This window comes from Candidatus Baltobacteraceae bacterium (assembly GCA_036559195.1).
Classification (GTDB): Bacteria; Vulcanimicrobiota; Vulcanimicrobiia; order Vulcanimicrobiales; family Vulcanimicrobiaceae; genus JALYTZ01.
Genome location: DATBTN010000045.1, coordinates 13,678 through 39,286 on the forward strand (window position 1 = coordinate 13,678; position 25,609 = coordinate 39,286).

Annotated in this window: 33 protein-coding genes; 13 read left to right on the forward strand and 20 right to left on the reverse strand. The window is 62.8% G+C overall.

Annotated features, from left to right (window positions below; translation table 11 throughout):
- Window positions 1-143 precede the first annotated feature (143 nt).
- The 9 genes from VIG32_05825 to VIG32_05865 all read right to left on the reverse strand — a co-directional run bounded on the left by VIG32_05825 (window position 144) and on the right by VIG32_05865 (window position 7,947).
- Entirely contained in the window at window positions 144-995 is an 852-nt protein-coding gene (locus VIG32_05825; protein HEY8297522.1) for a deoxyribonuclease IV, read from the reverse strand.
- Window positions 996-1,100: 105 nt separating this feature from the next.
- Window positions 1,101-1,754: an SMC-Scp complex subunit ScpB gene (scpB, locus tag VIG32_05830; GenBank protein HEY8297523.1), complete on the reverse strand. Its 654-nt coding sequence runs from the start codon at window positions 1,752-1,754 to the stop codon at window positions 1,101-1,103.
- Window positions 1,755-1,757: 3 nt separating this feature from the next.
- Complete coding sequence (locus VIG32_05835; protein ID HEY8297524.1) at window positions 1,758-2,549, reverse strand: segregation/condensation protein A; 792 nt, start codon at window positions 2,547-2,549, stop codon at window positions 1,758-1,760.
- Window positions 2,546-3,025 carry an NUDIX hydrolase gene (locus tag VIG32_05840; GenBank protein HEY8297525.1) on the reverse strand — a complete coding sequence of 160 codons (480 nt, stop codon included), beginning with the start codon at window positions 3,023-3,025 and terminating at the stop codon, window positions 2,546-2,548. The genes VIG32_05835 and VIG32_05840 overlap by 4 nt, the downstream gene beginning before the upstream one ends.
- A 110-nt stretch (window positions 3,026-3,135) precedes the next feature.
- Window positions 3,136-4,641: an aminomethyl-transferring glycine dehydrogenase subunit GcvPB gene (gene gcvPB / locus VIG32_05845; GenBank protein HEY8297526.1), complete on the reverse strand. Its 1,506-nt coding sequence runs from the start codon at window positions 4,639-4,641 to the stop codon at window positions 3,136-3,138.
- Entirely contained in the window at window positions 4,622-5,986 is a 1,365-nt protein-coding gene (gcvPA, locus tag VIG32_05850; protein ID HEY8297527.1) for an aminomethyl-transferring glycine dehydrogenase subunit GcvPA, read from the reverse strand. The genes gcvPB and gcvPA overlap by 20 nt, the downstream gene beginning before the upstream one ends.
- A 6-nt stretch (window positions 5,987-5,992) precedes the next feature.
- A complete protein-coding gene (gcvH, locus tag VIG32_05855) occupies window positions 5,993-6,373 on the reverse strand; it encodes a glycine cleavage system protein GcvH (GenBank protein ID HEY8297528.1) in 381 nt (126 codons plus the stop codon).
- Between the two features lie 33 nt (window positions 6,374-6,406).
- Window positions 6,407-7,516, reverse strand: coding sequence for a glycine cleavage system aminomethyltransferase GcvT (gene gcvT / locus VIG32_05860; protein HEY8297529.1), 1,110 nt, complete (start codon window positions 7,514-7,516; stop codon window positions 6,407-6,409).
- Window positions 7,513-7,947: a PaaI family thioesterase gene (locus VIG32_05865; protein HEY8297530.1), complete on the reverse strand. Its 435-nt coding sequence runs from the start codon at window positions 7,945-7,947 to the stop codon at window positions 7,513-7,515. Before VIG32_05865 ends, gcvT begins: the two co-directional genes overlap by 4 nt.
- 102 nt (window positions 7,948-8,049) lie before the next feature.
- On the opposite strand from VIG32_05865, the gene VIG32_05870 reads away from it, so the two are divergent.
- Entirely contained in the window at window positions 8,050-8,703 is a 654-nt protein-coding gene (locus tag VIG32_05870; protein ID HEY8297531.1) for a hypothetical protein, read from the forward strand.
- Here the strand turns inward: VIG32_05870 and VIG32_05875 are convergent.
- The 3 genes from VIG32_05875 to speD form a co-directional block, all read right to left on the reverse strand.
- Window positions 8,675-9,466, reverse strand: coding sequence for an SDR family oxidoreductase (locus tag VIG32_05875; GenBank protein ID HEY8297532.1), 792 nt, complete (start codon window positions 9,464-9,466; stop codon window positions 8,675-8,677). The two genes, VIG32_05870 and VIG32_05875, sit on opposite strands and share 29 nt — an antisense overlap.
- A 23-nt stretch (window positions 9,467-9,489) precedes the next feature.
- Entirely contained in the window at window positions 9,490-10,377 is an 888-nt protein-coding gene (locus tag VIG32_05880) for a hypothetical protein (GenBank protein HEY8297533.1), read from the reverse strand.
- Window positions 10,378-10,451: 74 nt separating this feature from the next.
- Window positions 10,452-10,940 carry an adenosylmethionine decarboxylase gene (speD, locus tag VIG32_05885; GenBank protein HEY8297534.1) on the reverse strand — a complete coding sequence of 163 codons (489 nt, stop codon included), beginning with the start codon at window positions 10,938-10,940 and terminating at the stop codon, window positions 10,452-10,454.
- A gap of 428 nt (window positions 10,941-11,368) precedes the next feature.
- Between speD and sufB the strand changes: the two genes are divergently transcribed.
- The 3 genes from sufB to VIG32_05900 all read left to right on the forward strand — a co-directional run bounded on the left by sufB (window position 11,369) and on the right by VIG32_05900 (window position 15,607).
- The gene (sufB, locus tag VIG32_05890; protein HEY8297535.1) at window positions 11,369-12,790 is read left to right on the forward strand and encodes a Fe-S cluster assembly protein SufB; all 1,422 of its coding nucleotides are present in this window, start codon (window positions 11,369-11,371) and stop codon (window positions 12,788-12,790) included.
- Window positions 12,791-13,132: 342 nt separating this feature from the next.
- Window positions 13,133-13,435, forward strand: coding sequence for a non-heme iron oxygenase ferredoxin subunit (locus VIG32_05895; GenBank protein ID HEY8297536.1), 303 nt, complete (start codon window positions 13,133-13,135; stop codon window positions 13,433-13,435).
- 3 nt (window positions 13,436-13,438) lie between these two features.
- On the forward strand, window positions 13,439-15,607 hold the full coding sequence (locus tag VIG32_05900) for a penicillin acylase family protein (protein HEY8297537.1): 2,169 nt from the start codon (window positions 13,439-13,441) through the stop codon (window positions 15,605-15,607).
- Here the strand turns inward: VIG32_05900 and VIG32_05905 are convergent.
- From VIG32_05905 to VIG32_05925, 5 genes are read right to left on the reverse strand one after another with little or no spacing between them, the layout of a single operon-like run.
- Complete coding sequence (locus VIG32_05905; protein HEY8297538.1) at window positions 15,499-17,100, reverse strand: glycosyltransferase family 39 protein; 1,602 nt, start codon at window positions 17,098-17,100, stop codon at window positions 15,499-15,501. The genes VIG32_05900 and VIG32_05905 overlap by 109 nt on opposite strands.
- Before the next feature lie 42 nt (window positions 17,101-17,142).
- Complete coding sequence (locus tag VIG32_05910; GenBank protein ID HEY8297539.1) at window positions 17,143-17,883, reverse strand: ABC transporter permease; 741 nt, start codon at window positions 17,881-17,883, stop codon at window positions 17,143-17,145.
- On the reverse strand, window positions 17,880-18,704 hold the full coding sequence (locus VIG32_05915) for an ABC transporter ATP-binding protein (protein HEY8297540.1): 825 nt from the start codon (window positions 18,702-18,704) through the stop codon (window positions 17,880-17,882). Before VIG32_05915 ends, VIG32_05910 begins: the two co-directional genes overlap by 4 nt.
- Window positions 18,701-18,982 (reverse strand): transcriptional regulator, encoded by a 282-nt coding sequence (locus VIG32_05920; protein HEY8297541.1) that lies wholly within the window; start codon window positions 18,980-18,982, stop codon window positions 18,701-18,703. Before VIG32_05920 ends, VIG32_05915 begins: the two co-directional genes overlap by 4 nt.
- A complete protein-coding gene (locus VIG32_05925) occupies window positions 18,975-19,547 on the reverse strand; it encodes a hypothetical protein (GenBank protein HEY8297542.1) in 573 nt (190 codons plus the stop codon). Before VIG32_05925 ends, VIG32_05920 begins: the two co-directional genes overlap by 8 nt.
- A 140-nt stretch (window positions 19,548-19,687) precedes the next feature.
- On the opposite strand from VIG32_05925, the gene rplU reads away from it, so the two are divergent.
- The 5 genes from rplU to VIG32_05950 all read left to right on the forward strand — a co-directional run bounded on the left by rplU (window position 19,688) and on the right by VIG32_05950 (window position 22,225).
- Entirely contained in the window at window positions 19,688-20,014 is a 327-nt protein-coding gene (gene rplU, locus VIG32_05930; protein ID HEY8297543.1) for a 50S ribosomal protein L21, read from the forward strand.
- 8 nt (window positions 20,015-20,022) lie between these two features.
- Entirely contained in the window at window positions 20,023-20,352 is a 330-nt protein-coding gene (locus VIG32_05935) for a ribosomal-processing cysteine protease Prp (protein HEY8297544.1), read from the forward strand.
- Window positions 20,353-20,401: 49 nt separating this feature from the next.
- Window positions 20,402-20,689, forward strand: coding sequence for a hypothetical protein (locus tag VIG32_05940; protein HEY8297545.1), 288 nt, complete (start codon window positions 20,402-20,404; stop codon window positions 20,687-20,689).
- 66 nt (window positions 20,690-20,755) lie between these two features.
- Window positions 20,756-21,637 (forward strand): hypothetical protein, encoded by an 882-nt coding sequence (locus tag VIG32_05945; GenBank protein HEY8297546.1) that lies wholly within the window; start codon window positions 20,756-20,758, stop codon window positions 21,635-21,637.
- A gap of 42 nt (window positions 21,638-21,679) precedes the next feature.
- The gene (locus tag VIG32_05950; GenBank protein HEY8297547.1) at window positions 21,680-22,225 is read left to right on the forward strand and encodes a lytic transglycosylase domain-containing protein; all 546 of its coding nucleotides are present in this window, start codon (window positions 21,680-21,682) and stop codon (window positions 22,223-22,225) included.
- On the opposite strand, the gene VIG32_05955 is transcribed toward VIG32_05950, so the two are convergent.
- Window positions 22,188-22,505 carry a twin-arginine translocase TatA/TatE family subunit gene (locus VIG32_05955; protein ID HEY8297548.1) on the reverse strand — a complete coding sequence of 106 codons (318 nt, stop codon included), beginning with the start codon at window positions 22,503-22,505 and terminating at the stop codon, window positions 22,188-22,190. The genes VIG32_05950 and VIG32_05955 overlap by 38 nt on opposite strands.
- Window positions 22,506-22,564: 59 nt before the next feature.
- Between VIG32_05955 and VIG32_05960 the strand changes: the two genes are divergently transcribed.
- The 3 genes from VIG32_05960 (at window position 22,565) to VIG32_05970 (ending at window position 23,858) form a co-directional block, all read left to right on the forward strand.
- On the forward strand, window positions 22,565-23,041 hold the full coding sequence (locus VIG32_05960) for a hypothetical protein (protein HEY8297549.1): 477 nt from the start codon (window positions 22,565-22,567) through the stop codon (window positions 23,039-23,041).
- Window positions 23,042-23,043: 2 nt separating this feature from the next.
- Entirely contained in the window at window positions 23,044-23,451 is a 408-nt protein-coding gene (locus VIG32_05965; protein HEY8297550.1) for a VOC family protein, read from the forward strand.
- A gap of 98 nt (window positions 23,452-23,549) precedes the next feature.
- Window positions 23,550-23,858 (forward strand): hypothetical protein, encoded by a 309-nt coding sequence (locus VIG32_05970; GenBank protein HEY8297551.1) that lies wholly within the window; start codon window positions 23,550-23,552, stop codon window positions 23,856-23,858.
- Here VIG32_05970 and VIG32_05975 read toward each other — a convergent pair.
- Window positions 23,855-24,349 carry a hypothetical protein gene (locus tag VIG32_05975; protein ID HEY8297552.1) on the reverse strand — a complete coding sequence of 165 codons (495 nt, stop codon included), beginning with the start codon at window positions 24,347-24,349 and terminating at the stop codon, window positions 23,855-23,857. The genes VIG32_05970 and VIG32_05975 overlap by 4 nt on opposite strands.
- Before the next feature lie 2 nt (window positions 24,350-24,351).
- Window positions 24,352-24,834, reverse strand: coding sequence for a tetratricopeptide repeat protein (locus VIG32_05980; GenBank protein HEY8297553.1), 483 nt, complete (start codon window positions 24,832-24,834; stop codon window positions 24,352-24,354).
- A 9-nt stretch (window positions 24,835-24,843) separates the two neighbouring features.
- Here VIG32_05980 and trmD point away from each other — a divergent pair, with 9 nt between their 5' ends.
- Window positions 24,844-25,533, forward strand: a complete 690-nt coding sequence (gene trmD / locus VIG32_05985) for a tRNA (guanosine(37)-N1)-methyltransferase TrmD (protein ID HEY8297554.1) — start codon at window positions 24,844-24,846, stop codon at window positions 25,531-25,533.
- Window positions 25,534-25,609 lie beyond the last annotated feature (76 nt).

The following is a 25,609-nucleotide window of genomic DNA, read 5'->3' on the forward strand; positions in this document are numbered from 1 at the left end:
GAGCTTTGTCGTCCTTCGACAGGCTCAGGATGACAAGGGGGTTCTTTTTTTTTGTCATGCTGAGCCTGTCGAAGCATGAGCTTGTCGAAGCATGAGCTTGTCGAAGCATGAGCTTTGTCGAAGCCGTGCGTGGGTGCATTTTTTTACACGGGGGCGCCGGCTCCGGTGAAGATGGCTTTGATGGTTTCCATGTTGCGCAGGTCGTCGGCTTCTTCGCCTGGGGTTTCGAGAATCGCGGTTTTTTCGCGCAGTTCGGTGCGGGTTGCGAGCGCGCGAAATCCCTCGAAACCGATGAGGCCTTCGCCGATGTGGTGATGGCGGTCGCGATTTCCGCCGAGCGGAATCTCCGTGTCGTTAAAGTGAAACATGTGGAGCCGGTCGAGCCCGATCGCTTCGGCGGCTTCGTCGATGAAGGCGTCGACGCCGCGCTGCGAGTTAATTTCGTATCCCGCCGCCCACGCGTGGGCCGTGTCGAGACATACGCCGAGTTGCGGGTGATCGAGCGTTTTAACGAATCGGCCCAACTCTTCGAGCGTGCCGCCGCAGAGCGTGCCCGCACCGGCGGAGTTTTCCATCACGAGATAGACGTTCGGAGGAATGCCCTCGAGCGCGGCTTCGAGCAGCCGGCAAGCGGCGGCGAATCCCTCGCTGCGATCGCGCTTGCCGTACGATCCGAGATGGGTGTTGACGTAGCGAATGCCGGCGATCCCGGCAACTTCGATATCGTGTTTGAGCAATCGCAGCGACCCCTCGCAGATTTTTGGATCTTCGCTCGCGAGGTTGATCAGATAGGGCGTGTGGATGACGCACGGATCGATGCCCGCGGCGATTCGCAGCGTTTTGAACGCTTCGAGCGACGGGCGATCCGGCGCCGAGGTGCGGTAACTGCGCGGGTTGCTCGAGAAAATCTGCAGCGCCGTACAGCCAACGCGTTTGGCGTAGTCGATTGCGGCAGCATAGCCGCCGGAAACGCGCACGTGCACGCCGAGCCGCATCTTAAAACTTCTTTCCGAGATAGAGGTACTGCATGTAAGCTAGCGGTATCGCGCCGCCAGTACGATTAGCCGCGTATGCGTCGGCCAGCGGAGAAAAGTCCGGCGTCATTGCTGGCTCGTTGGTTCTTCCGCCGTCTCGGTAGGGGGGGCGTCGGAATCGGCCGGAACGTTCGCCGTAATGTTCGCCGTCAGCAGGTCGAGTTCGAGGGGCTGCCCTTGTTCGAGTTCCATTTCGGGGAGATCGTCGAGCGAGCGCAGTCCGAAGGACTCGAGAAACTCCGGCGTCGTCTTGTAGAGCATCGGGCGGCCGACCACGTCTTTGCGGCCGGCTTCGGCAAGCAAGACCCGATCGAGCAGCGTCGAGACCACGCTATCGGAGGCCACTCCGCGAATCGCTTCGATCTCGCTCTTGGTAACGGGCTGCATGTACGCGACGATCGCGAGCGTTTCGAGCGCGGGCGTCGAGAGATTGCTTTTCGGGGGCAGCAAGTACGCCTCGACCGCCTCGCGCGCGAGCGGAGCGCTAGCGAAACGGTAGCCGCCCGCGATCTCGCGCAGCACGATGCCGCGATCCGCGTACTCCAATTCGATGCGCTGCAGGGTCGTCGCGATCTCGACTTCGGTCGCGTGCGTCAGTTTGGCGAGTTGTTTGATCGTGAGCGACTCGCTCGCGACGAAGAGCAGAGCCTCGATGGGGCGCTGCAGCCGCAGCACGGTCTCTTCGGTCTCATGCTGCTCTTGCGTTTCGGTTATCTGCACGTGTTACGTCCCAGCGGCGGCGGCGGCGGTGATCGGGAAAAGGCGGATGTCGTCGAACAGGTCGGGCTGCTCGTAACCGACGCGATGCCGCCGAATCAGTTCGAGAATCGCTAGAAACGTCACGATGATCGATTCGCGCGACATCCCAAGCTCTTTGCAGATCTCGCTGAAGAGCGCCTCGCCGTGTTCGCGAACGTGGCGCATGATGTAGTCCATGGAAGCCATTAGCGAAACCCGCTCGCGCGCGATCGTACGTTTCTCCGGGCGCGCGGCGCGCAACATCGCCAGAAAGGCTTTCGTCAGCTTATCCGGTTCGATGCGATAGCGTTGATGCATCTCGCCGATCGGATCGCCCGCGTCGCGATAGTAGAACGATGCGGCTTCCAACTGCCGGTTGCGCAGTTCCTGACCGACTTCGCGATACTTCGAATAGGCGATGAGCCGCTGGCGCAGGCGCTCTTCGACCTGTTCGGGCGATTCGTCATCGTCCTCTTGGAATTCGCTCGGTATCGGCGGCAGCAGCGCCTTCGACTTGAGAAAGAGCAGCGTCGCGGCAATGACTAGATACTCGGCAGCAACCTCGACGTCGAGCTCTTCCATCATCGAGATGTACGAGAGATATTGCGCCGCAACGGTCGCGAGCGGCACGGTCGCGATGTCGAGCTCGCGCTCCTTGACCAAATGCAGCAGCAGATCGAGCGGGCCGTCGAAGATCTCAAACGAAATGCGCAGCTTGCCCGCGTCCGCATCCGGCAAAGCCGGCTGCGTCTGCGCGATTACCCCGGTGGTGCTCAAGAGCTTCTCTGGTCCGCCGTTCTCGCGACGAGCGGCACGTCGCCGAAGGCCGCGGGATTCGCGACCAGCGCGTCGAGCGCCATGTCGATCAGGCGTTTCTCGTTGACGTATTTCAGCGCTCGCTTCGCAGCTGCGATGTCGAACCAGCGTGCCTCGTCGACTTCGTGGTCGTGGTTAGCGGTGTCGCCCGAGAGATAGCGCATCAAGTAGAAGGTGACCGATTTCTTATGCTTCGCGCGACCGATGTAAAACCAGTACGAGATGTCGTTGAGCTTGGTGATGAGCTCGGCCCAGCAACCGGTCTCCTCGCGGACCTCGCGCAGTGCCGCCTGTTCGTGCGATTCGCGCGCCTCGAGATGCCCCTTCGGCAACGTCCAAATACGCGGCGAACCCCGCCCGATAAGCAGCGCGTCGTAGGACGACTCGCGTCGGCGAAGGACGAGTCCTCCGGCCGAAACCTCGTATTTGATCCGCATCGTTTTGCCCCTGAAGGACTGGAAAGGCGCCCCGTTTGGGTCGCCTTCTGATTACTGTAATTATAGCGGACCCCACCAAGAAGAGCCTGCTGGGAGGAGTATCCTTCTTCCTAGGACGAGGCTTCCCAGCGGAGGTCCGGCTGGCGGGCTGCCCGGGTCTCGTCGAGGCGGCCGACGACCGTATTGATCGGGGCGTCGAGGATCGACTGCGGGTTGGTCTTGGCCTCTTCAACGATCTCCCGCAAGGCGCTAATGAACTGGTCGAGCGTCTCCTTGGACTCGGTCTCGGTCGGCTCGATCATCAGACATTCGGGCACGATGAGGGGGAAGTACATCGTCGGTGCCATGAAGCCCCGGTCGAGCAGCGCCTTAGCGATGTCGAGTGCCTTGACGCCGGTCGCCTTCTTGAGTTCTTGCGCCGAGGCGACGAACTCGTGCCGGCAAATCTCGTCGTAAGGGGTCTCCAAGAAGTCGCGGACGTTCACGCGGATGTAGTTCGCGTTGAGCACTGCGAGCTGCGAGACTTTGGTGAGGCCTTCGGCGCCGTTTGCGTAAATGTAGGCGAGCGCGCGAACCGCGTGGGCGAAGTTCGACCAAAAAGAACGCATCGGACCGATCGACTTAGGCCGATCGAAGTCGAGCCGGAAGGCGAGTTGGTCGCTCGGCGCCGTCTTGGGGTCGCCGTTGGATCGCTTGGCGGCTACCACGTAGGGCGTCGGCAGATACTCGACGAGATGCTTGGCGACGCCGACCGGACCGTGCCCGGCCCCACCGCCGCCGTGCGGGATGGTAAACGTTTTGTGCAGATTGAGATGCATGAGGTCGAAGCCCATGTCGCCGGGGCGCGCGTTACCCATGAGCGCGTTGGCATTCGCTCCGTCGTAGTACATCAAGCCGCCGACCGCGTGAACCGCCTGCGCGATCTCGCGAATGTGGTCTTCAAAAAGTCCGAGCGTGTTCGGATTAGTCATCATGCAGACCGCGGTGTCCGGACCGATGGCCTTCTTCAACTCGTCGACGCTCACGCGCCCGCGCTCGTCGCTCTTTAGCGAGATCACTTTGAATCCGCACATCGCCGCCGAGGCCGGGTTGGTACCGTGCGCGGTGTCGGGGACGATCACCTTATCGCGCGCGATCTCGCCGCGCTCTCTAAAGTACTTCTTCGCGATGAGCAGCGCCGCGAGCTCCGCGTGCGCGCCGGCTGCGGGATTGAGCGAAAACGCCGCCATGCCGAAGAGCGAGCACAGACTGTGTTCGAGCTCCCACATGATCTGCAGCGCACCCTGCGCCAGTTCGTCGGGCGTCCACGGGTGCAGGTCGCGCAGCCCCGGCAGGTTCGCCATCGCGTCGTTGACGCGCGGATTGTACTTCATCGTGCACGACCCGAGCGGATAGAAGCCTAGATCGATGCCGAACGTGCGCTGCGAGAGTCGCGTAAAATGCCGCACGACGTCCAACTCGCTATTATCGGGAAGCGGCAACTCGTCGCGCAGCAGATTCGCCGGCAGAAAATCGCTCAGCGGATCGCCGGGATCGACGTAGGCATTCGCGCGCCCTTCCTGGCCGAGTTCGAAAATGACCGGAGTGGCGGTGTGATCAGACGCGAGCCGGGACATTGACGACCTCTTTAAGTGCGGTGCAGAGCGCTTCGATATCGGCCGACGTCGTGAGTTCGGTCGCCGTCATCAAAATGTGGTTCGAGAATTCCGGATAGAACCGGCCGAGATCGATGCCGCCGAGAATGCCGCGCGCTTGCAGTTTCGCGAGAACCTCCTTTGCCGGCTGGTGCACGTCGACGGCGACTTCGTTAAAAAACGGCGCCTGGAACGCGAGCGTGCAGCCCTCGATCGAACTGACCCGGGTGGCGAGTTCGCGCGAGCGCTTGAGATTGGCGGACGCGACGTCGCGCAACCCGGTCTTGCCCAAGAACGCGAGATACATCGTCGCGATTAGCGCGCAGTGCGCTTGATTGGTGCAAATATTGCTGGTTGCCCGTTCGCGCCGAATGTGCTGCTCGCGGGCTTGAAGCGTCAGCACGAATGCGTCGTTGCCGGCATTATCGAGCGTCTTGCCGACGAGTCGCCCCGGAATGCGGCGCATGTGCTCTTTACTCGCGGCGATGAAACCCACGTACGGGCCGCCGTACGCGACCGCGACGCCGAAGCTCTGCGCCTCGCCCGCGACGATCTGCGCGCCCCACGACGCGGGCGTTTGCAGGGCGGCGAGGGCCAGCGCTTCGGCGACGACGCCGATGAGGACCGTGCCGCTCGCTCCGATCGATGCCGCGATTTCGGGTGCGGGCACGTCGACGTTCCCGAAGAAATTCGGTGATTGGATGGCCACGCACGCGTACTCTTTGGTCGCGAGCCGCGCGTGCAGATCGCTCAGGTCGGTCGTGCCGTCGGGTGCGATCGGCAGCTCGTCCAATTGCAAGTCCAGGCCGTCGCAATACGTCTTGAGCACCTGAAGGTAGTTCGGGTTGATCGCACGCGAGACGAGAACTCTCTTGCGACCGTTGGCATTGATCGCCATGATCGCCGCCTCGGCAAGCGCGGTCGCCCCGTCGTATACCGACGCGTTGGCGATATCCAAACCGGTGAGCAGGCAAATGTAGGTTTGCCACTCGTAGATGGCTTGCAGGTATCCCTGCGACACCTCGGCTTGGTACGGCGTATACGACGTGAGAAACTCGCCGCGCATCGCGAGCGACATGATCGCCGGCGGTGCGTAGTGACGATAACTTCCGCCACCGAGAAACGACACGTAGTCGACGCCGGCGTTCTTCTTCGCGAAATGCTCGAAGCGGCGCGTGATGTCCACTTCGGCGAGGGCCGGAACGATATCGAGCGGCTCCCGCAGCGTCACGTTGTCGGGGACCTTCACGAGTTCTTCGAGCGAGCCGACGCCGATGGCCGCAAGCATGTGCGCGATATCGGCTTTGGTGTGCGGATAATAGGGCATGGTTGGCTACTCTGCGATCTCTTTCTCGTAGTCGGCGGGTGCGAGCAGGTTGTTACGCTGCGCGGTATCGGAGAGCTTCACTTTGAAGAGCCAACCGCCGGCGTACGGTTCGCGATTGACGAGCGCCGGATCGTTCTCGAGTCCGCCGTTGATCTCGGTCACTTCACCGCCGATGGGCGTGAAGAGATCGGAGACGGCCTTAACCGATTCCACGACGCCGACGTTGCCGAATTGCGCGATCGTCGCGCCGACGCGCGGGAGTTCCACGTAAACGATGTCGCCCAGCGAGTTCTGCGCGTAATCGGTAATTCCGACCGTCGCAACGTCGCCATTGAGTTTTACCCACTCGTGTTCTTTGCTGTATAAGAGGTCTTGCGGCTGCGCCACTGCGGTTTTAGTCTCCTTTGCTGCGGTGCGTACTTAAGAGGAACGCTTGTAAAACGGTAACGAGACGACGGTCGCGTCGTGGCGAGTCCCGCGAATCTCGACCGCCAGCAGCGTGCCGGGGGTTGCGGCTTCTTTTTCCACGAGCACCGTCGCGACGTTCTGATTCTGGAGCGAGGGTGCCGTAGAACCGCTGCGAACTTCGCCGACCTCCCGGTCGCCGAGAAAGACCTTGTAGCCGGCGCGCGCCGGGGTGCGCCCCGCCATTACGATCCCGGCGATGCGAGCGAACGTATCGCCCTCGCTCTGCGCCTGCAAGGCTCGCTTGCCGAGGAACTCGGGCTTGGTCAATTTGACGGCCCAATTCATCCCAGCTTGAATCGGCGTGATCGTCTCGGTCATCTCGTGGCCGTAGAGCGGCATGCCGGCTTCGAGGCGCAGCACGTCGCGCGCGCCCAAACCAACCGGTTCGAGACCGGCGGCGCGATTGTCCGCGAGCAGCTTCGACCAGATTTCCGCCGCATCGGTACCGTCCACAAAAAGTTCGAAGCCGTCTTCTCCCGTGTAACCGGTCCGCGCGATCACCGCGTGCTTGCCGTAAACGGAGCCTTCCGCGCAGAAATAATACTTCAAGCTCGCGATGTCGACGTCGGTATGGGGCGCGAGCATTTCGAGCGACTTGGGACCTTGCAGCGCGATGAGCGCGTTGCTGCCGTGAAGGTTGGTCAGTTTGACGCCCGAGTCGCCGAGGTGCGCGTTGATGTGTTCCCACATTTTCGGCGCGTTGCTGGCATTGACGACCAGCAGCCAGCGGCCTTCGAGGCGGTAGAAGATCACGTCGTCGTGCGCGCCGCCCTCGGCGTTGGTGAAAATATTGTAGCGGGCCTGCAGCGGTTTGATCGTCGCGACGTTATTGACGGTGAGCTTATCCGCCCAAGCGCCGACGTTCTCGCCCTGCAGAATAAACTGCCCCATGTGCGAGAGATCGAAGAGCCCGGCCCGGTGCCGGACGGCGTCGTGTTCGCGCAGGATGCTCGTGTACTGCACCGGCATCTCGAATCCGCCGAACGGAATCATCCGCGCGCCCAGGCGCACGTGCTCGTCGTAGAGCGCGGTGCGCTTTACATCGTTAGAGGTCGTCGTCATGACTGCTTTGGCTTTTCTTGCGGATAGGAGTTGAGAAAGTTCAACGTTGCGTGCGCCACGATTATATCGCCGCTGCGAACGTAGACCTCGCCGTAAACGATGCGCCGGCCGGACTTGAGGACCTTCGCCTCGGCGATGAGGTCGTGCGGAGGCACCGCCGGGGCCAGAAAGTTGCATTGGAGCGAGACGGTGGTCGTGTCCTGTTCGCGGCCGTAGAGCGAGGCAAGCGCGAGATAGAAGACGGTGTCGCACAGGCTGACGATGGCGCCGCCATGGACGGCGCCGGTGCCGTTGGAGATCTGCGGGCGATAGGGCATGCGCATGACGGCGCGGCCGCCCTCGACGCTGACCAAATGCAAATCGAGAAGCTCGACGAAGTGCGACTTCTCCTTATCCCACTGCCGGCGCGCCGACTCTTGATCGATCGTCATGGGCCTCACAATCCTAGGTGATGGCCTCGCCTTCGTCTAGTGCTTTTGTGAGGCCCCCCGAACGGCGAAAGAGGTCGAGCGGTCCCTCGCGAAAAGGGCTCGATGTTTACTTCACGCACGCAACGTACCGTCCTAACGCTCGCAGCGGTTGCCGCGCTCGCGTCCGGCCTCGCAGGCTGCGGCCGCCACTCCGACGTCACGACCCAAAGCGCCGGTTCGAACGCCGCACCCGGCACCTCCGGCGGCCCCGTCCTCGTCGCCGCCGGGACCGATTTTTACGGTAAACTTCAGCAGCCGATCGGCACCAAGACGAGTAAGGACGGCGACGCCTTTGCGCTCGCTCAGACCGACACGCTTCTTCATAAGAACCCCGCGCTGCACGGCGCGACGATCGACGGACATCTGGAAAACGTGCACGCGGCCGGACCGCTGCACAATCCGGCGATGACCATCGTTTTCGACGACATCCGGATGCCCGACGGCACGAAAGCGCTGGTTAACGTGCAACTCGTCTCGTTCAAAAACTTCGAACCCAAGAGCCATCATCTGCGAACGCTCGGCATGATGGTCGGGGGCGCGATCGCCGGTCACGAAATTGCCAAACACACCGGCAAATCGCACGGCGGCCTGATGGGTGCCGTCGGCGGCTACGCCGTCTCGCAGACGCTCAAGACCGATATCGCCGTTCCGACGGGAACGGTCATCGAAGTACGATTCAAGCAGCCGGTTACGGCGCAGGCGGGCTCTTCGCAGTAAGGGCGTCGAGGGCGCGGCGGAAGTTCAAGCTTCCGCCGTGCACCGCCATCCCGCCGTCCACGGTCAAGGTACTGCCGCTGATCCAGCGCGCTTCATCGGAGCAAAGCCAGAGCGCGGCGCGCGTTACGTCCTCAGGTTCGCCGAGGCGACCGAGCGGAATCATTTTCACGAGCTGCTTCTCCACGTCGCCGACGCTCCACAGGTTTTTGTCCGTTCCTTCGGTGTGGATCGGTCCAGGCGCGAGCGCGTTGGCGCGGATGCCGTAACGGCCCCACTCGCCGGCGAGCGTCTGCGTCATGTTGAGCACGCCCGCCTTCGCCGCAGCCGAGTGCACGGCTCCCGGCTCGCCGGTCCACGCGTAGGTAGCGATGATGTTGAGAATGCTGCCTTTACCGGCTCGCAGCGCGTCGAAAGCCGCACGCGTACAATTGAACGTTCCGAGCAGCACGATATCGACGACCGACTTGAAGCCGTTGGGTGAAAGCTGCTCGGACTCCTTAACGAAATTGCCGGCCGCATTGTTGACCAGGACGTCGAGACTGCCGGTACGCCGTACGATTTCGGCGATCGTGTCGCCGACTCGCGCGGCGTCGCGCACGTCACAACTCAGTCCGAAGGCCGTACCGCCCTCGCTTTCGATCAGGCGCGAGGTCTCGTCGACGGCTTCTTGACGTCGCCCGATCGTGCAGACGGTCGCGCCCTCGCGCGCGAAACCGCGAGCCATCGAGCGGCCGAGGCCCGATCCGCCGCCGGTTACCAGCACGGTCTTGCCGGCATAGCGCTGCGTCAGAACGTATCTCCGTGCTTTGCGAGTTCGCGCCGGAGGTAGAGCGGCAAGGCAAAAATGCGCCGGTGCGTCTGACCGTCGTAAAAGAAGTTCTCGCCGTGCAATTGCGCGCAGTATGCGTCCACCGCCGCCTCATCGAGCGTTGCGACATCGACGCGATCGCTGCAGGCTAGGAACGCCCAATCGTTATCGAACGCCGGCACGTGTGCGTAAAAGGACGCGACGTGCTTGTAGTACGTCCGCAGCGTGCGCGCCATTTTGGCGTGCAGCGACATGTTGTGGAAGCCCGCGGTACTCGCTTGCAGCACGTAGATGCCGCCATCGGTCAGGCGCGCCTTGATGTTGCGGAATACTTCGTCGCAAAAGAGCGGGTTGCTCGGCGAATCCTCGAGCGGCTCGGTGAGATCGGAGACGATCGCGCCGTAGCGGTCGCGGTCTTCGGCGAGAAACTTTAGCGCGTCGCCGACGATCACGCGCGCGCGCGGATTCTCGAACGCACCGGCGGACCATTCCGGCAGATACTTTTTGGAGAGTTCGACGACTTGACCGTCGATATCGACCATCGTGACGCGTCCGACATCGGGATGGCGCAGCGCCTCGCGCAGCGTCGCACCCTCGCCGCCGCCGAGTATAAGGACTTCGGAGCGGTCGGCCGCAGCCGCGAGCGCCGGGTGAACGAGCGATTCGTGATAGATCTTTTCGTCGTTTTGCGAACTCTGCGTGTCGCCGTCGAGGATCAGCATCTTCCCAAGCACGGGCGTCTTGATAACGCCGATACTCTGATACGGCGAGCGCCCGGCATAGTAGACTTCTTCGATCGCGTGGTGATGCTGCTCGGTCGCGGAAAACTCCTCGACGTACCACTGCCAGTGTTCGGTTTTCGGCATACGCCCCAATCTAGTGCTAGGAAAAGGACGCTTCCTTTCGGATGCGCCCTTGAGGTCTTAAAAGTCGAGGAGAGTTAGGCGGTTAGCGCGCGGTCCTCGTTCTCTACCGTCACGACGTGCGTGAAGTGATCGTTGGTCGCGGCTACACCGCGCTTGATTTCGGTCGTTTGCAGACTCTTCGCGCCAAAAGCTTTGGCGGCGTAGTCGCAAGCAAGCCACGGGTCGGTATGGTCGCCGCACGTGTAGAAATCCATGGCCGCGTAGCCGGTCTCCGGCCACGTGTGGATCGAAATGTGCGATTCGGCCAGGACAACTACGCCCGAGACGCCCTGGGGCTGGAAGCGATGGAAAGCGACTTCCATAATGGTCGCTCTGGACTCGCGGGCCGCCTGCATCAGCGTGGCGCGAACGCCGTCAACGTCGGTTAGGGTGTCCGAGTTACACCCCGAGAGTTCACACACGATGTGCGTTCCGAGTGCCTTCAATTTTTGTATTTTCTCCTGGACTTCGGGGGAAATCCCACCTCCGGACCTCGTCGGCTGGCGCCTGCAGTGCAGTTTCACGTCCCCGACCTATCGACGAACTCTTACCGGCGCTTGTTCGGTGCGCGTGCGATTCGTCGCGATGGCGCGTAAGGGCGCGCCCACCCATGAACCGTGGACCCCGTTTGGGGTCCGGCGACCATGATACCCCGTGAGGGGGACGGTGTAAAGCACTCTTCGTGCTTTACACCGTCTCCCTCACGGGGTGGTTTAACAGGCGCCTCCGCGCTGCGCGCTCCGCGCCCCCCGGCGGCGGAGCCGCCGGGGGCCCCGCCTTCGGCGCCCGCGGTTAGCTTGGTGACCCGCTGGTACGGAACGAAACGATTGGGGTTTCCGGGGGTTTATGGATAATGAAGATCTGACTTAACTATCTTGACTATGGTGGGGGTGGGACGTAACCTAAAGGTTGGGCTTCGCCCGCTGCTAGTAAGAGGAAGTATCGCATCCGTATGGCCACTGAGCTAAAAACGACCCCTGAGGCGCTAGTTGACGATTATCGTCACGGCTTCCACGACACTGAAGAGAATTACGTCTTCAAGTCGGGCAAGGGTCTGACGCGGGAGATCGTCGAGCGCATCAGCGCGATGAAGGACGAGCCCGAGTGGATGCGCGCGTTCCGACTCAAGGCCTTCGATATTTTCCAAAGCAAGCCGATGCCGACGTGGGGCGACACCAAGCTCCTTTCCGAAATCGACTTCGCGGATATTCACTATTTCGTCAAATCCACCGATCAGACCGAACGCTCGTGGGACGACGTGCCCGACGACATCAAAAAAACGTTCGATCGTCTCGGCATTCCGGAAGCCGAGCGCAAGTTTCTTTCCGGCGTCTCCGCTCAGTACGAATCGGAAGTCGTCTATCATAGCGTGAGCAAGGAGCTCGAGGAGAGCGGCGTGCTCTTCTGCGATATGGATACGGCCGTTAAGACCTATCCGGATATCGTCCAGAAGTATTTCGCAACCATCATTCCGATCGGCGACAACAAGTTTTCGGCGCTCAACTCGGCCGTCTGGTCGGGCGGATCGTTCATCTACGTGCCCGAGGGCGTCGAAGTGAAGATGCCGCTTCAGGCATACTTCCGCATTAACGCGGAGAACATGGGCCAGTTCGAACGCACCTTGATCATCGCCGACAAGGGTTCGAAGGTTCATTACATCGAGGGCTGCACGGCACCGAAGTTTTCGACTAGCTCGCTGCACAGCGCCGTCGTCGAACTCGTCGCCATGGAAGGCGCGTCGATCCGCTACTCGACGATTCAAAATTGGTATCGCAACATCTACAACCTCGTAACCAAACGCGCGATCGCACACAAGAACGCCACGGTCGAATGGGTCGACGGAAACATCGGCTCGAAGCTCACGATGAAATATCCCTCGATCTATCTGATGGGCGAAGGCGCGCGCGGCGAAGTCCTCTCGATGGCGTTCGCCGGCGAAGGCCAGCATCAAGACGCCGGCGCCAAGGTCATCCACGCGGCGCCGAACACGACGTCGGTCGTCACGAATAAGTCCGTCAGCGCGCACGGCGGCAAGACGACGTACCGCGGCCTGGTAGAAATATTCCCCGGCGCGGTTGGGGCGAAGACGCGCGTGAAATGCGACGCGCTGATTATGGACGAGCAGTCGGCGAGCGACACGAAGCCGACCATGAAGATCCACGAGCAGCGCTCGACCGTCGAGCACGAAGCCAGCGTCAGCAAGATCGGCGAGGAACAGCTGTTCTACGCGATGAGCCGCGGCCTAAGCGAAGCCGACGCCACCGCCATGATCGTCAACGGATTCTTCGACTTCTTCGTCAAGGAACTCCCAATGGAATACGCCGTCGAACTCAACCGCCTAGTAAAAATGGAAATGGAAGGCTCCGTCGGCTAGAGCCAACTCGTAACCCGCTCGTGCTTCGACAAGCTCAGCATGACAAGGCTTATCCCCTTGCTTAAACCCGCTCGTGCTTCGACAAGCTCAACATGACAAAGCACGCTTGTCATCCTGAGCCTGTCGAAGGACGGTGCCTGTCGAAGGACGGAGCCTGTCGAAGGACCGAGCCCATCGCAGGACGCGAGCCTCTCGAAGCGCGACCTCATTGCTTCGTAGCCCGCTCGTGCTTCGACAAGCTCAGCATGACAAGGCATACCCCTTGCTTAAACCGCTCGTCGAAAGGCGCGGCAAAAGAGTTGGTGAGAGGCTCGGGATGGCGGGCTGGCTAATGCGCGTCGCATGAGTGATGCGGTGGCGAAGAAGTCCGAGATCGCGCCGGGGACGACCAAGCGCGTCGTCGTCGATGGGGCAGAAGTGATGCTGTGCAACGTCGATGGCGAGATGTATGCCATCGAAGACGTTTGCACGCACGACGGGGGATCGCTCGATCAGGGCATTCTCGAAGGCGCGTGCATCGAATGTCCGCGGCACGGAGCGCGATTCGACGTGCGGACCGGCGCGGCGCTAACGCTCCCGGCCGTACTGCCGGTTGAATCCTACACCGTCCGCGTGGTCGGCGACGACGTTTTTATCGAGCGCTAGCGCGTGATCAAACGCGTTCTGCGCGTTCTGGCCGCCGTCGTTGTAATCGTCGTTCTCGCCGCCGCGTTCTATATCGGCAACGTCTTCGCCGGCCTGCGCGCTGCCTCGACGACCGCGGGCGAACGTGCCGGACTCGGCGTTCGGGCGCCGGTCGAAATCGTGCGCGACGCGCGTTACGTGCCGCACGTTCGAGCCCAAAACGTGCACGATCTCTTCTTCGCTCAAGGCTATGCCGAGGGCTCGGACCGGCTCTTTCAAATGGATCTCGTGCGGCGATTCGTTTACGGGCGGCTGGCCGAAGTTCTGGGTAAACCGCTTTTGAAGGCCGACGAGCGCTCGCGCGTCGTCGACGTGCGCGGAATCGTAGCGCGCGAATGGCAGCACGTCGCTCCCGATCGGCGCGCGATGCTGCAGGCGTTTAGCGACGGCGTAAACGCCGCGATGCGCACGCAACCCAGGCCGCCGGAGTTTCGCATCCTGCTTTACTCGCCCGACGCGTGGACGCCGCAGGACTCGCTTGCGGTCGGATTCGCCACCGTACTCGATCTCACCGACACCTGGAACGACGTGCTGGCGCGCAGCCGCGCCTGGAACGCTAGCGCGAAGCCGCCCCACGCCGTTTACAACGCGGCATATCCGCTCACCGACTGGAAGTACGACGTCCCAATAGCCGGACGCGACGCCGCCCAACCTCCGCCGAATGCGACGCGTCTCGATTCTGCAAGCGCGGCGATGCGAATACCGGAGCGTCCTCCGATCGGCAGCAACGAATGGGCCGCGGGCGGCGCGCACACCCGCACGGGACGCGCGTTGCTGGCGAACGACCCGCATTTGAGTCTCTCGATTCCCGGCATTTGGTATCTCGTCGATTTGCAGGCGCCCGGCTTTCACGCAGCCGGCGCGTCGATCGCCGGAACGCCGGGCATTATTCTCGGCCACAACGATCGCATCGCCTGGGGCGCAACTAACGGCACCGTTGCGGCGCTCAGCGTTTTTGCGGCCCCCGCTTCGCTGCCCGCGCGCTATTGGGTGACCGAACGTTTTCACGTGCGGTTCGGCGGCGACGTCACGCACCGGTACTATCGAGCGCCCCACGTATTCGGCGTAGCGGACTCAACGAGACCGGGCACGATCGCGCTCGTTCGTTGGGATGCGTACGATAAACCGCAGTCGCCGGTAGCCGCATTTCTGTCGCTCGACGGCGCAACCTCGATCCGCAGCGCGCTGCGCGCGTTAGCGCACTACCCCGGTCCGACGCAAAACTTCGTGCTCGCCGGCACCGACGGCACGGCCGCCTATCACCTCGCCGGCGCCATCCCGAACGATCCCGCATGGGCCCGTTACGAGCATCCGGCGCGCGATCTGCAGCATTCGTACGCGACGATTCCGTTCGATCGGCTCCCCTCGGTACGAGCATCGCGCGACGCCGTCGTCTTCACGGCGAACAACAAGATGTACGGCGCCGGCTATCCGTATCGTTTGAGTGCGACGTTCAGCGCGCCGTACCGCGCCTATCGCATTCATCAGCTGTTGACCGCCAAGAAACGTTACGACGTTGCATACTTTACCCGGATGCAGCTCGATACGTATTCGCCGGCGGAGCTCGAGTTCGCGCGAGATCTCCTTCGGCAAACCGGAGCGCTGCCCGCACTCGGGGCGCGGGAACGCGATCTGCTCGCGCACTGGGACGGGCGGTACGATCCCGGATCGCGCGCGGCGCCCGTCGTGCACGCACTGCGTACCGCGTCGCTCGCGTCGGTTCCGACCTTTACCGCCGAGTTAGACGCGTTGCGTCATGGAACGGTAACGCATTTCGCCGATCCGCCGTTTGCGCGCGGCACGTGGGGCTCGCTCGCCGCCATGACGATCGAACACCAGCTCTCGGGCCTCGGCTTGACGCTGCTCGACGGCGTAACGCTGCCCGGCGACGGCGACAACTATACGATTCACGTGCAAACGCCCGGATTCTCGCAAAGTTTTCGCGCGGTCTGGGATGTCGGCAACTGGGACGCGGGCGGGATCGTGATTCCGAGCGGCGAGTCGGGCGAACCCGGCTCCGGGCACTACACCGATCTGAGCGCGGCGTGGGTCGCGGGGCGCTTGGAACCGCTGCCGTATTCGCGCCGCGCGGTCGACGCGGCCGCGCGCGAACGGCTGACGCTCGTCCCCTGACGCCACTGCAAGATCGACAGGCCGTCCGGGCGCATGCCGTCACACCACGTTGTAAAATACTGCCGCGCGGGGATCGTCACGTCGGAGGCGCCCGCATACGTGTACGATAGCGTTGGCCCCGGCTCGACGCGCGCGCACGCAAGCTCGAGCTGGCGCGCAAAATCGGGGCGCCCGGCGCCGGCCTCGGGATGGCTCGGAATCGGAAAGAGCGGCGTTTTATCCACGAAAAGCGCGCGGCCGGGGCGCGCGTTCGCATCGTACCAGCGGCGCGCTTCTTCACCTTGCGGATCGTAACCGATGACGACCGGCGCGATGCCTCCGTAAAAATCCAACTCCGATGAAAACCCATAACCGTCGGTCATCACGATCGCACCCTCGCGCGCCGCGATTCGCGCGACATCGCGAGACAGCGCCGGATACGTGAAGACTTCGAACGGTCCGTCGTCGTGCAGGCGAAGTCCGAAGTGGCGGGCGCCGGCATAGACGCCGCCGGGCGCGAGTACCGCGGCGAAGAGGATCGTCGAGAGCACGATCGCCGGTACGGACGCGGAAATCGCCCAACGGCGCCGCGCGGCCGGCGCGAGTTCGACGTACGCAACGCCCATCGCAACGCAGAGCGAGACGAACGGGCCGAAGAACCAATAGACCTCGATCGGCTCGCGAACCGCGAGCAGCGTCAACACGATCGAAAGCGGCAGCGCCGTCCACGCGATCAGCACTTGTCTGCGGCGAACCGCGAGAAGTATGGCCGCCACATAGAGCCCCGGCGAGTACGCGAAGGCGTTGATGACGTGCAAGAGCAGCGGACGTGTGAGCTGCACGTGCGGTGCGTGGCGCCCGATCAGCGCGAAGACGAACGTACTCCACCCGTTAGCCGCATTCCACGCGAGAAACGGAGCGACGCAGATCGCGAAGGCGCCGAGCGTCCACCACATTCCCCCGCGCCACGCCCAGCGGCGCTTGGGTGCGAGCGCGAACGCAATCACCCCGGCGAGCAAGGCGAGGCCGAAGATTCGCGCGAGCAGCGTGCAGCCAAGCGCGATACCCAGCAACACGAACCAGCGCGACCCGCGGTTTTCAAACGCGCGTACCGCGAGATAGATCGCGAGCGCCCAGAAGGCTAAGTACGGACCGTCGGGCGTAGCGATGCCGAACGCGATGAACAGCATGGGCGTGAGCGCCACGGCCGCCGCCGCAATCGCTCCCGCGAGACGATCGCCGCATAGACGCGTTGCGGCTGCGCCTGCAAACACCGCCGTTACGAGGCCGCACAGCACGAATGGAATGCGTACGGCAAACGGCGTCTGGCCGAGCCAGGCGAAAAGCGCGATCGCGTAAGCAACGCCCGGCGGATGATCGATGTAGCCGAGCGCGAGGTGACGGCTCCACTCCCAATAGTAGGCTTCGTCACCGGTAAGCGGAATGCGCGCGGCGGCAATCGCTCGCAAGAGCGTCACCGCGACGACGACGCCCCACAGCCAAACCGTGCGCATAGCTCGTTCGAGTTTAGGGATTCTTCGGAAAAGTCCCGCGCGTTACGCGTACCTCGCGCGCTCGTCGCGACGATATCCCGCTGCCGCCATCGCTCCAAATAGTACGGCGTAGATCCCCAAAACCGTCAGAGCGTGATTCGGATGACGCGAGCCGGTTATGCTCCAGAGCAATTCGCCGAATTGGCGCGTCGGCAAATACGGCGAGACGATCTGCGCGAAGTGCGGCAAGAAGGCGGGTGGCATCCACAACCCGCCGGCAAACGAAAGCAGCAGATAGAGGACGTTGGCGATCGGCACGGCCGCTCGACCGTTCGTCCAATAGCCGATCGTCAATCCGAAGAGTACGAACGGAACGCCGCCGGCCAGCGCGAAGGCGGCTAGTTCGAACCAACCGGCGGTCGAGAGCGCGGCGGGCGTTCGCGAAACCGCGAGCAGGACGACGAGCGCCGCGGAGATCGCGCCAAAGACCAGCGCGCAGACGAGCCGTGCTCCAAAACGCGCCGCGAGCGGAGCGGGGAGCGTTCGCAGATATCGCTCCCACGGCTGCGCGCGCTCGGCCGAGACGCCGACTCCGAATTGAAAGAGCGTTACTCCTATTACCGCGAAGGCGACGAATGAAAGCATCTCTCCGGTCGCGATCTCGCGCGTATGCGCCCACGGCATTGCGAAGAGTAGAAAGAAGAGCGCCGGAAAGGTCAGCGTCGGAACGATAAACGCCGGAATTCGCAGCAACTCAAGCAGTCGCGCGCGCACGTGCGCGCCGAACATATCCAAGAATCTCACGCCGCACCTCCGGTAACTTGCAGGAACGCATCCTCGAGCGAGGACTCTTCGATGCGTAAATTACGAAACTCGACGCCGTCGCGCACCAGCGCGCGCACGACGCGATCGGTGTCCGATCCGGGGACCTCCACGCGCCGACCGTCGAGATCGTAGGCGACGCGACGCGTTCCGAGCCGGGCGCGCAGTTCCGCGGGCGAGGCGTCGAAGGCGATTTGTCCGCGATTGAACACGAGCACGCGCGAGGCCAGCAGTTCGGCCTCTTCTATGTAGTGCGTGCTTAGAAGCACGGTCCCGCCGCCGGCGGCATACTCGCGTACGAACGACCAAATGCGATGCCTCGATTCGACATCGAGACCGGTCGTGGGCTCGTCGAGGACGATCAGCTCGGGGTTTCCGATAAACGCAAGTGCCAACGCGAGCCGCCGCGATTCTCCCCCGGAGAGGCCGCCGGCCTGACGGCGCGCGAGCGATTCCAGATCGAAGGCGCCGAGGGTCGAAAGTACCCCGGCGGGATTAGGAAATTGCGCGGCGACGAATTCGGCAATTTCGACGACGCGCAGCGTTTCGGGAAAGCTGCTCTGCTGCGGCGTCGCTCCAAGTCGCCGGCGCACGGCGAGATCGCGCGGGTCGGCGTCGAACAATCGCGCCGTCCCGCTCGTGGGCGACCGTAATCCGAGCAGCATTTCAAGCGTGGTCGTCTTGCCCGCACCGTTGGGCCCGAGCACGGCGACGACCTCGCCGCGGCCGATGTCAAACGACACGTCGTCCACGGCTTTGTTCGCCCTATAGCGTTTACAGAGTCGTTGCGCGCGCACGATCATGACGAGGCACCTTTCAAAAGGAATTGCATCTCTTCGACGTGCTTGACGAACGCCGCGCGCCCGGCCGGCGTCAGGCGATAACGCGTCTGTGGGCGGCGATCCACGAAGCTTTTCTCCTCGGCGACGTACCCGGCGTCGACCAGCTTTCCGAGATGCGCGCCGAGATTGCCGTTGGTCGTTTGCGTCGCGCGCTGCAGTTCGCTAAACGCAATCCACTCCGCCGCGAGCAACTCCGCGATCACGCCTAGGCGGATCTTGGAAAGCAGCAGTTCATCCATCGCGCCGTTGGAGTTCGAAAGCGACCCCGGCGCCGGCGTAACCGACGATGTCGCCGATTGCGAGGACGATGCCGGTCGTATGCGGCGTATAGTTGGCCACGATGACGGAGGCCAGTAAAACCACGCCGCCGGCCAGAGCGTAACGCTGGCCCTGTGCGCCGATGAAGAGCAAGGGAATGGCGATACAGATCGACCAGATCGCGGACATCGCCCAGTGCGTAAAGATGTTGGGCGCTCCGACCTCGGCGACGAAGGCGGCGGCGAGGCTAATCCAAAGGATCCGAATGAACTGCAGCTCCGTGACGTTGAGGCGGCCGCTCTTCTGATAGCGCCGCACGTAGGCGATGCTTATAACGATGGCGGCCAGGTAGAGACCGCCGTCCAGGACCGTCTGCCAGAGCTGCCACGCCCCGGCATTAACCGCCATCTGGGCCGTGAGATTGAGAATGGCCGCCACGACGCCCCACAGGATAAAGAGCGTGCCGCGAGTCTGGATCGCCCGGTTGGCTTGAGCGAGAATGCGATCCACCATCTCCAAGTGGTCGCGTACTTCGGTAGGCTCCATTGCGTCCTCACATGACTTAGATTAGTCTATATTTCAGACTCATCTGCATTATATGCTTGCGAGCGCAAGTCGTCAAGTCCTGGGGGAACCGGAGAATCGCGTTGACAGCGCGGGTGGCGGGGTGCTAATGTTCTCAAGTTATGTACGCGATCATCGAGACCGGCGGTAAGCAGTATAAGGTCTCCGAAGGCGACGTTATTACGTGCGACCTGTTGGAGAGTGAAGTCGGATCGGACGTAAAGTTCGAACGCATCGTCCTGGCGAGCAACGGCCGCAGCGACGACGATGCCGTGACGGTCGGCGCGCCGACGGTTAATGGCGCCGTCGTGACCGGCACCGTTCTGCATCAGGGCAAGGCCAAGAAAATCCTGGTTTTCAAGTATAAGCCGAAGAAGCGCGTCCGCAAGCTCATCGGCCACCGCCAGCGCTTCGCCCAGGTCAAGATCACGAAGATCGACCTCCCGTAGGGGACGTCGTGCTCGAGGTCACGTTTTGCAGAGACAGCCGGGATCGGCTGTCTTCTGTTTTTGCAAGCGGCCATGCCGAAGCGGCCGAACACGGCGAGGACGTCGTCTGTGCCGCCGTTTCCGCGATCCTGCAGGCGGCCCGGCTGGGCCTCGAAGCGCATGCGAAGGTGCCGGTCGATGCAACCATGAGTTCCGGGCGGATGTCGCTAGCATGGCCGGAGGCGGCCCGCGACGACCTCGCCCTTCAGGCGATCGTGGCGACGGCAGAACTCTCGATCCGTCAGATAGCGACCCAATACCCCGATCACGTTCGCGCCCAATCCCGGCTCGAGTCGTAACAACCTCGCCCGAAAGCGGGTAAGATCGGAGTAGCACGAAGGAGGCAGCATGTCAGACTCATTCCGGTCGACGCCGGAGAAACAATGGTCCGGTAGTAACGGCTACAAGGGCGCAAATGCGGAGAATTCAAGCGTGAGCTACGAAAATACTGAGAACGGTGCGAATACCGAGGTCGGCAAGACGCTGTTGGTGGGCGTGCTGGGAGGCATCCTCTCGGCGGCCGGTTATCTGGTCTACCAGCGCCTGCCCGACGAGCAGAAAGAACGTTTGCACGGACAAGTCAAAGGCGTGCTCCAGCAGCGTATCAACGAACTTCGACAGAATTTCAATATTTAAAAATCGTCTCCGATAAAACCATAGAGAAAACGCCCGTCCGGGCGTTTTCTTACTAGGGAGCTATGAATGCGCGTAACGGTCGAGCAAATCGCCGACATGGCGTTAATCCGCGACGAGCCTCTCGCCTCGATGTTCACCTTGAGCCCGTTCGTTTGGAAACGCGAACGCGGATACGATCTGCTCGTTCGCGCCGTCAACCGCTCGGAGATCGCAACTCAAAAAGTGGCGCGCATCTACTACGGCCACTCGCAAGACGGTATCGTCTTTACGATGGACGAGGCGCCGGCGCTCGCGCCGGGTCCGCAGCCCGAAGACCGCGACGGATGCGAAGATCCAACTGCCGACTACGACGCCGGAACGCTCTACGTATACTACACGGGTTGGAATCAAGCATTGCTCGCGGGGCAACTGATGCTCGCCGTCGGCCCCGACGGCCGCCATTTGCAAAAGCGCGGCGTTTCGATTCCGTGGACGCAAGAGCGCAAGAACCCCAAAGAGGCAACGCTCGTGCGCGCCGGCGACGGCACGTGGAGACTCTTTTTTGAATATGCGGCAGGCGAGGCATCGAAGATCGGCATCGCCCGCTCGAAGCGCGTCGACGGACCGTGGGAGATTCAGCCGGACCTCTTCTCCGCCCGCCCGGACCTGTGGGATCGGTGGCATTTGAGCACCGGGCCGATCGAACAAGTCAACGGGGTTCCGACGATGTTCTATAACGGCGCCACCCACGACGCGAAGTGGCGTATCGGCTGGATCACATTCGACGACGACTACACCCGCGTCGTCGACCGGTGCGTCGATCCCGTGATCGTGCCCCCGCCGCCGGATATCAACGACACCGATATCGCATTCGCTGCCTCGGCGCTCGAAATGAACGCCGGAACCGTTTGGCTCTACTATTCGATCAGCGACCAGTATATGAAGCGGGCGACGCTGCGCGTCTCGTAACGACCTGGCGCGCAGGCGCGGCGGCGGGGCACTTGCCGATGCGTGCCGCTTTCGCTTCTTCGCACGCTCGCGTTGTTCGTAGTCGTGCTGTACGTGCCGGCGTTACCCGCTCGCGCGAGTTCTATCTCGGTGCGCTACGCGCGCGCCTTGTGCGCGTTCAACCCGCAGCTCGACTCGCGCGAGTCGTCGGCTCTGGCCGAACGCGTGATCGCCGAAGCCGATACCCAAGGTTTGGACGCCCGGCTGCTAGTGGCCGTTATCGCGGTCGAGTCCGCGTGGCATCCACACGCGCGTTCCCCGGCCGGGGCGATCGGTCTCGGGCAATTGATGCCCGCAACCGCGGCCGGCCTCGGGGTCGATCCCCAGGACCCGCTTGCGAACATTCACGGCGTTGCCGCCCACCTGCGCGGGCTGCTCGACCGGTACGCACGCACCGGCAGCCAATCGCGCTACGTGCTCGCGATCGCCGCGTATAACGCGGGCGCCGGAGCGGTCGAACGATACGGCGGCGTTCCGCCATATCCCGAAACTCGCGCTTACGTCGGACGCGTCATTCGGTTGTGGCGGCGTTTGGCGGGGGCGCCGTAGGCGCCTCGGTCGCGACCGGAGCGGCCGGCACGTTCTCGGATGACGCCTCCGAGGGCATCGGCGGTTCGTCGTCGCGGTCCTCCGGCGGTTCGTAGTGCTGCGCCGGCGTCGGCTCGTTGACGTCGGCGGCACGTTCCATCTCTCGGATGAACGTTTGCGAGGTCGCCTGCACCTCGCGCGTCACCCGGCCGACGGTCTTCATGATGCCGGGCAGTTTTTCGGGCCCGAAGAGCAATAACGCGAGGACCCCGAGGATCCCCATTTCCGGTACTGAGAACATGCGGTGCCCTCCATTCGGCAGGGCTCTCCTCCGGCCCCGTGCAAGCTTGGGGTCCGCCCGTGAAGATTATCTACACGCGGGGCAACCGGACGGAAACGCTCGCTTCGCTTGCAACGTTGCGCAAGATTCTCAACCGGTTCGTTTCGCATCGCGTCTTCTATGAGGTCTCGAGCCGCAACAAGCGCGGGCACGAGTTCTATTCTGCTAAAAACATTTTCGTGGTCGGATCGATCGAAGTCGTCAACCGCGACTATCTCACGATCACCGTTTTCGACGCGCACAATCCCACGCACTCAATCGAGATCCTCAATCCGGCGATGATGCGTATCTACGATGAGATGCCCGGTAAGGGTTTCGCCGTTTCGTTTATCAGCGAGAGCGAGGGCGGCGTTGAATCGCGTTGCTACATACGGGATGAAGGCGAGGACGGCGACGGCGCGCTGCAAAAGACCGCGCTCGAAAAAATCACGCTTCCGCAGCTCTTCGAGTACCTTGAAGAAATTACGTCCGTCGAAACGAGCTGCTCGAAGCCGTAGCCGTGCGCCTTCTTAGTCACATCGATCTCCGCGTTCGAGACGGGGCCCGCGCGCTGGCATTCTACGACACGTTGCTCGCCGAGTTCGGATTTCTCCGCGTGACCGAGCCCCCGTTCACCGCCGTAGAGCCAACCTGGCGGCGCGAGCGCTGGGAAGCCAACGACGAGTTCTTCGGATTCATCGTCGACCCCGAGTTCGTGCCGAACCAGAACCGCATCGCCTTTCACGCCTCGTCACGCGACCAGGTCGATCGCGTTACGGACGCCGCGCGAAAAGCAAACGCGCGCGACATCGACGGACCGGAAGATTACGGCGGCTACTACGCCTCGTTTTTCGAAGACCCCGATGGCAATCGGCTCGAAGTCTGCTTCCTGACCAAGCACGGAGGCCTTCCCGGTAACGCCATCTAAATCGCCGCCACCCCTTGTGAGCCTTCGTTATCATGGCGAGCCTTCGTTGTCATGGCGAGCCTTCGTTGGTGGTGTTGTTTGACGAACGGGTGGAGCGTATGACGATTACGTTGTTATCGTTCGACGGTTGCCCGCACGTTGAATCGACGCTGACGCGAATACGCGCGGCGCTGAGGGCCGAAGGCGTGCACGCAACGATCGAGCGCGTCGAAGTCGATTCTCCCGAAGAGGCGGTTCGGCACGGATTCCTCGGATCGCCCTCGGTGCGCGTAAACGGACGCGATATCGAACCCGGGGCCGACGCGCGTCTGGAGTACGGGCTCGCGTGCAGAACGTACGCTTCGCCCGGCGGGATCGAAGGCACACCGTCGCACGACCTCATCCGCGCCGCCCTGCAAGGCTCCTAGAGTTTGTAGATGGCGTCGATGAGGGCGCCGGGCTCGACGCGAATCGTCGAGAGCACGCCGGGCTGACGGACGGCTTCGGCGGCGAGACCCAGCGCCAGTTGTTTGGGGTTGTAGCGATCTTCGACGCGGCGCGACCCTTCCAGAAAGATGCTCAACGAATCGCGATTGAGCCAGACCGTATCGCGGCCGTCAGGCGTTTTGAACGCGATCGTGTCGTAGCGAACGAGCGCGGCCTGCTCCTCGTTGCCGATGCGCTCGTCGGGCATTCGCGAAACGCCGCTCAAGTCGATCTCCGACGGCTCGATCGCTTCCAAACGATCGCGATCGACGACCGGTGCGAGCACGGGTCCCACGCTCGGATCGTCCAAGAGCGCGAGCAAGAGCGCGCGCGGCGTGATGAAACGTTCGCGCGCGGCGAGCGTGTTGCGGGCCGCAACTCGCATGACGGCAAGCAGCTCTTCGGCAAGCGGAATCTGACCTTGTTCGTACACCGTCATTTGCTACGCCTCGGAAAGACGCGTCCCTCCAAGCGGCTCGCCAGTTTCAGCTCGCGCACCGATTCGCTCGTTCGTCCCAGGCGCTTAAAAGCAATGCCGAGGTTCAAATGCGCGACCGGGTACTGCTCGTCGGCAAGGATGGCGGATTGGTAGTGCGACACCGCGTCGTCGAGATCGCCATCTTCCAAACACAGATTGCCGACGTTCACGAGTGCGGGCGCGTATCGCGGCTGCAGATCGAGCGCGGCTTGAAACGCGGCGAGGGCATCGTCGCGGCGACGCAGGTTGACGAGCGCGATGCCGCGCTTGTTGTGCACCTTCGCGCGTTCGGCCGGCGGTAGCGCGGGGCCGGCCAGAATGGCATCGAAACGTGCGAGGGCATCGTCGTACGCGCCGCCTTCGAGCGCGACGATCGCGCGCTCGTACGGCGGCAGCGAGTCCGGACGAAAAAGAGCTTTGAACTTCGATAAGTTGAACACTGCAGCGGTATGTTCACGATCGACGTCCTCACGCTCTTCCCGGAGATGTTTGCGCCTTTTGTCGGACTCTCGATCGTGGGTCGCGCCGTCGAGGCCGGCATTGTGGACGTGCGCTACCACCACGTCCTCGACGCGGTCGACGGCCTCGCGCGGGCCGACGACCTGCCGTTTGGCGGCGGAGCCGGGCTGGTCATGAGAATCGAGCCGATCGCCGTAAGTCTGGATCGGATCTTGGCCCAGGCGACCCCGGGGGAGCGCCGGGTCATCGCGGTCACTACGCCGAGCGGCAGCCCGTTCCGCCAAGAGACCGCGCGACGCTTCGCGGGGGAGCTGGACCGTCTCGTTCTGATCTGCGGCCACTACGAGGGCATCGACGATCGCTTGGGCGAGCTCTATCCGATCGAGGAGTACTCGCTGGGCGATTTCGTGCTCACCGGCGGCGAGATTCCGGCACTCGCCATGATGGACGCAACCGTCCGCCTGCTCGAGGGGACGCTTCACCCCGACTCGGCCTCGGAGGAATCGTTCATGGACGGCCGGCTCGACTACCCCAGCTACACGCGACCGGCGGTCTTTCGCGGGGTCGCCGTCCCCGAGGTCCTGCTCTCGGGAAATCACGCGGCAATCGCGGCCTGGCGGCGCGAGGCCTCGCGCGCTCGAACCCGGGCGCGGCGGCCGGATCTGAAGAACGGCCAGTAACACCTCCGCGGTTGCGTGCACGTACCGGCCGTGCTAGAATCCGAGGGTTGCCTTGGGCCCTGCCCACTGGCGTGTT

What these genes read in the sequence shown, in the direction of transcription:
- VIG32_05870 (HEY8297531.1), top strand. Translation starts at nt 8,050, where the DNA reads ATGTTTACTTCACGCACGCAACGTACCGTCCTAACGCTCGCAGCGGTT.
- VIG32_05945 (HEY8297546.1), top strand. Translation starts at nt 20,756, where the DNA reads ATGCGCGTAACGGTCGAGCAAATCGCCGACATGGCGTTAATCCGCGAC.
- VIG32_05895 (HEY8297536.1), top strand. Translation starts at nt 13,133, where the DNA reads ATGAGTGATGCGGTGGCGAAGAAGTCCGAGATCGCGCCGGGGACGACC.
- trmD (HEY8297554.1), top strand. Translation starts at nt 24,844, where the DNA reads ATGTTCACGATCGACGTCCTCACGCTCTTCCCGGAGATGTTTGCGCCT.
- VIG32_05840 (HEY8297525.1), bottom strand. Translation starts at nt 3,025, where the DNA reads ATGCGGATCAAATACGAGGTTTCGGCCGGAGGACTCGTCCTTCGCCGA.
- VIG32_05955 (HEY8297548.1), bottom strand. Translation starts at nt 22,505, where the DNA reads ATGTTCTCAGTACCGGAAATGGGGATCCTCGGGGTCCTCGCGTTATTG.
- gcvT (HEY8297529.1), bottom strand. Translation starts at nt 7,516, where the DNA reads ATGACGACGACCTCTAACGATGTAAAGCGCACCGCGCTCTACGACGAG.
- rplU (HEY8297543.1), top strand. Translation starts at nt 19,688, where the DNA reads ATGTACGCGATCATCGAGACCGGCGGTAAGCAGTATAAGGTCTCCGAA.
- VIG32_05915 (HEY8297540.1), bottom strand. Translation starts at nt 18,704, where the DNA reads ATGATCGTGCGCGCGCAACGACTCTGTAAACGCTATAGGGCGAACAAA.
- VIG32_05880 (HEY8297533.1), bottom strand. Translation starts at nt 10,377, where the DNA reads ATGCCGAAAACCGAACACTGGCAGTGGTACGTCGAGGAGTTTTCCGCG.
- VIG32_05970 (HEY8297551.1), top strand. Translation starts at nt 23,550, where the DNA reads ATGACGATTACGTTGTTATCGTTCGACGGTTGCCCGCACGTTGAATCG.
- VIG32_05865 (HEY8297530.1), bottom strand. Translation starts at nt 7,947, where the DNA reads ATGACGATCGATCAAGAGTCGGCGCGCCGGCAGTGGGATAAGGAGAAG.
- VIG32_05920 (HEY8297541.1), bottom strand. Translation starts at nt 18,982, where the DNA reads ATGGATGAACTGCTGCTTTCCAAGATCCGCCTAGGCGTGATCGCGGAG.
- VIG32_05940 (HEY8297545.1), top strand. Translation starts at nt 20,402, where the DNA reads ATGTCAGACTCATTCCGGTCGACGCCGGAGAAACAATGGTCCGGTAGT.
- sufB (HEY8297535.1), top strand. Translation starts at nt 11,369, where the DNA reads ATGGCCACTGAGCTAAAAACGACCCCTGAGGCGCTAGTTGACGATTAT.
- VIG32_05905 (HEY8297538.1), bottom strand. Translation starts at nt 17,100, where the DNA reads ATGCGCACGGTTTGGCTGTGGGGCGTCGTCGTCGCGGTGACGCTCTTG.
- VIG32_05925 (HEY8297542.1), bottom strand. Translation starts at nt 19,547, where the DNA reads ATGGAGCCTACCGAAGTACGCGACCACTTGGAGATGGTGGATCGCATT.
- gcvPB (HEY8297526.1), bottom strand. Translation starts at nt 4,641, where the DNA reads ATGTCCCGGCTCGCGTCTGATCACACCGCCACTCCGGTCATTTTCGAA.
- VIG32_05825 (HEY8297522.1), bottom strand. Translation starts at nt 995, where the DNA reads ATGCGGCTCGGCGTGCACGTGCGCGTTTCCGGCGGCTATGCTGCCGCA.
- gcvPA (HEY8297527.1), bottom strand. Translation starts at nt 5,986, where the DNA reads ATGCCCTATTATCCGCACACCAAAGCCGATATCGCGCACATGCTTGCG.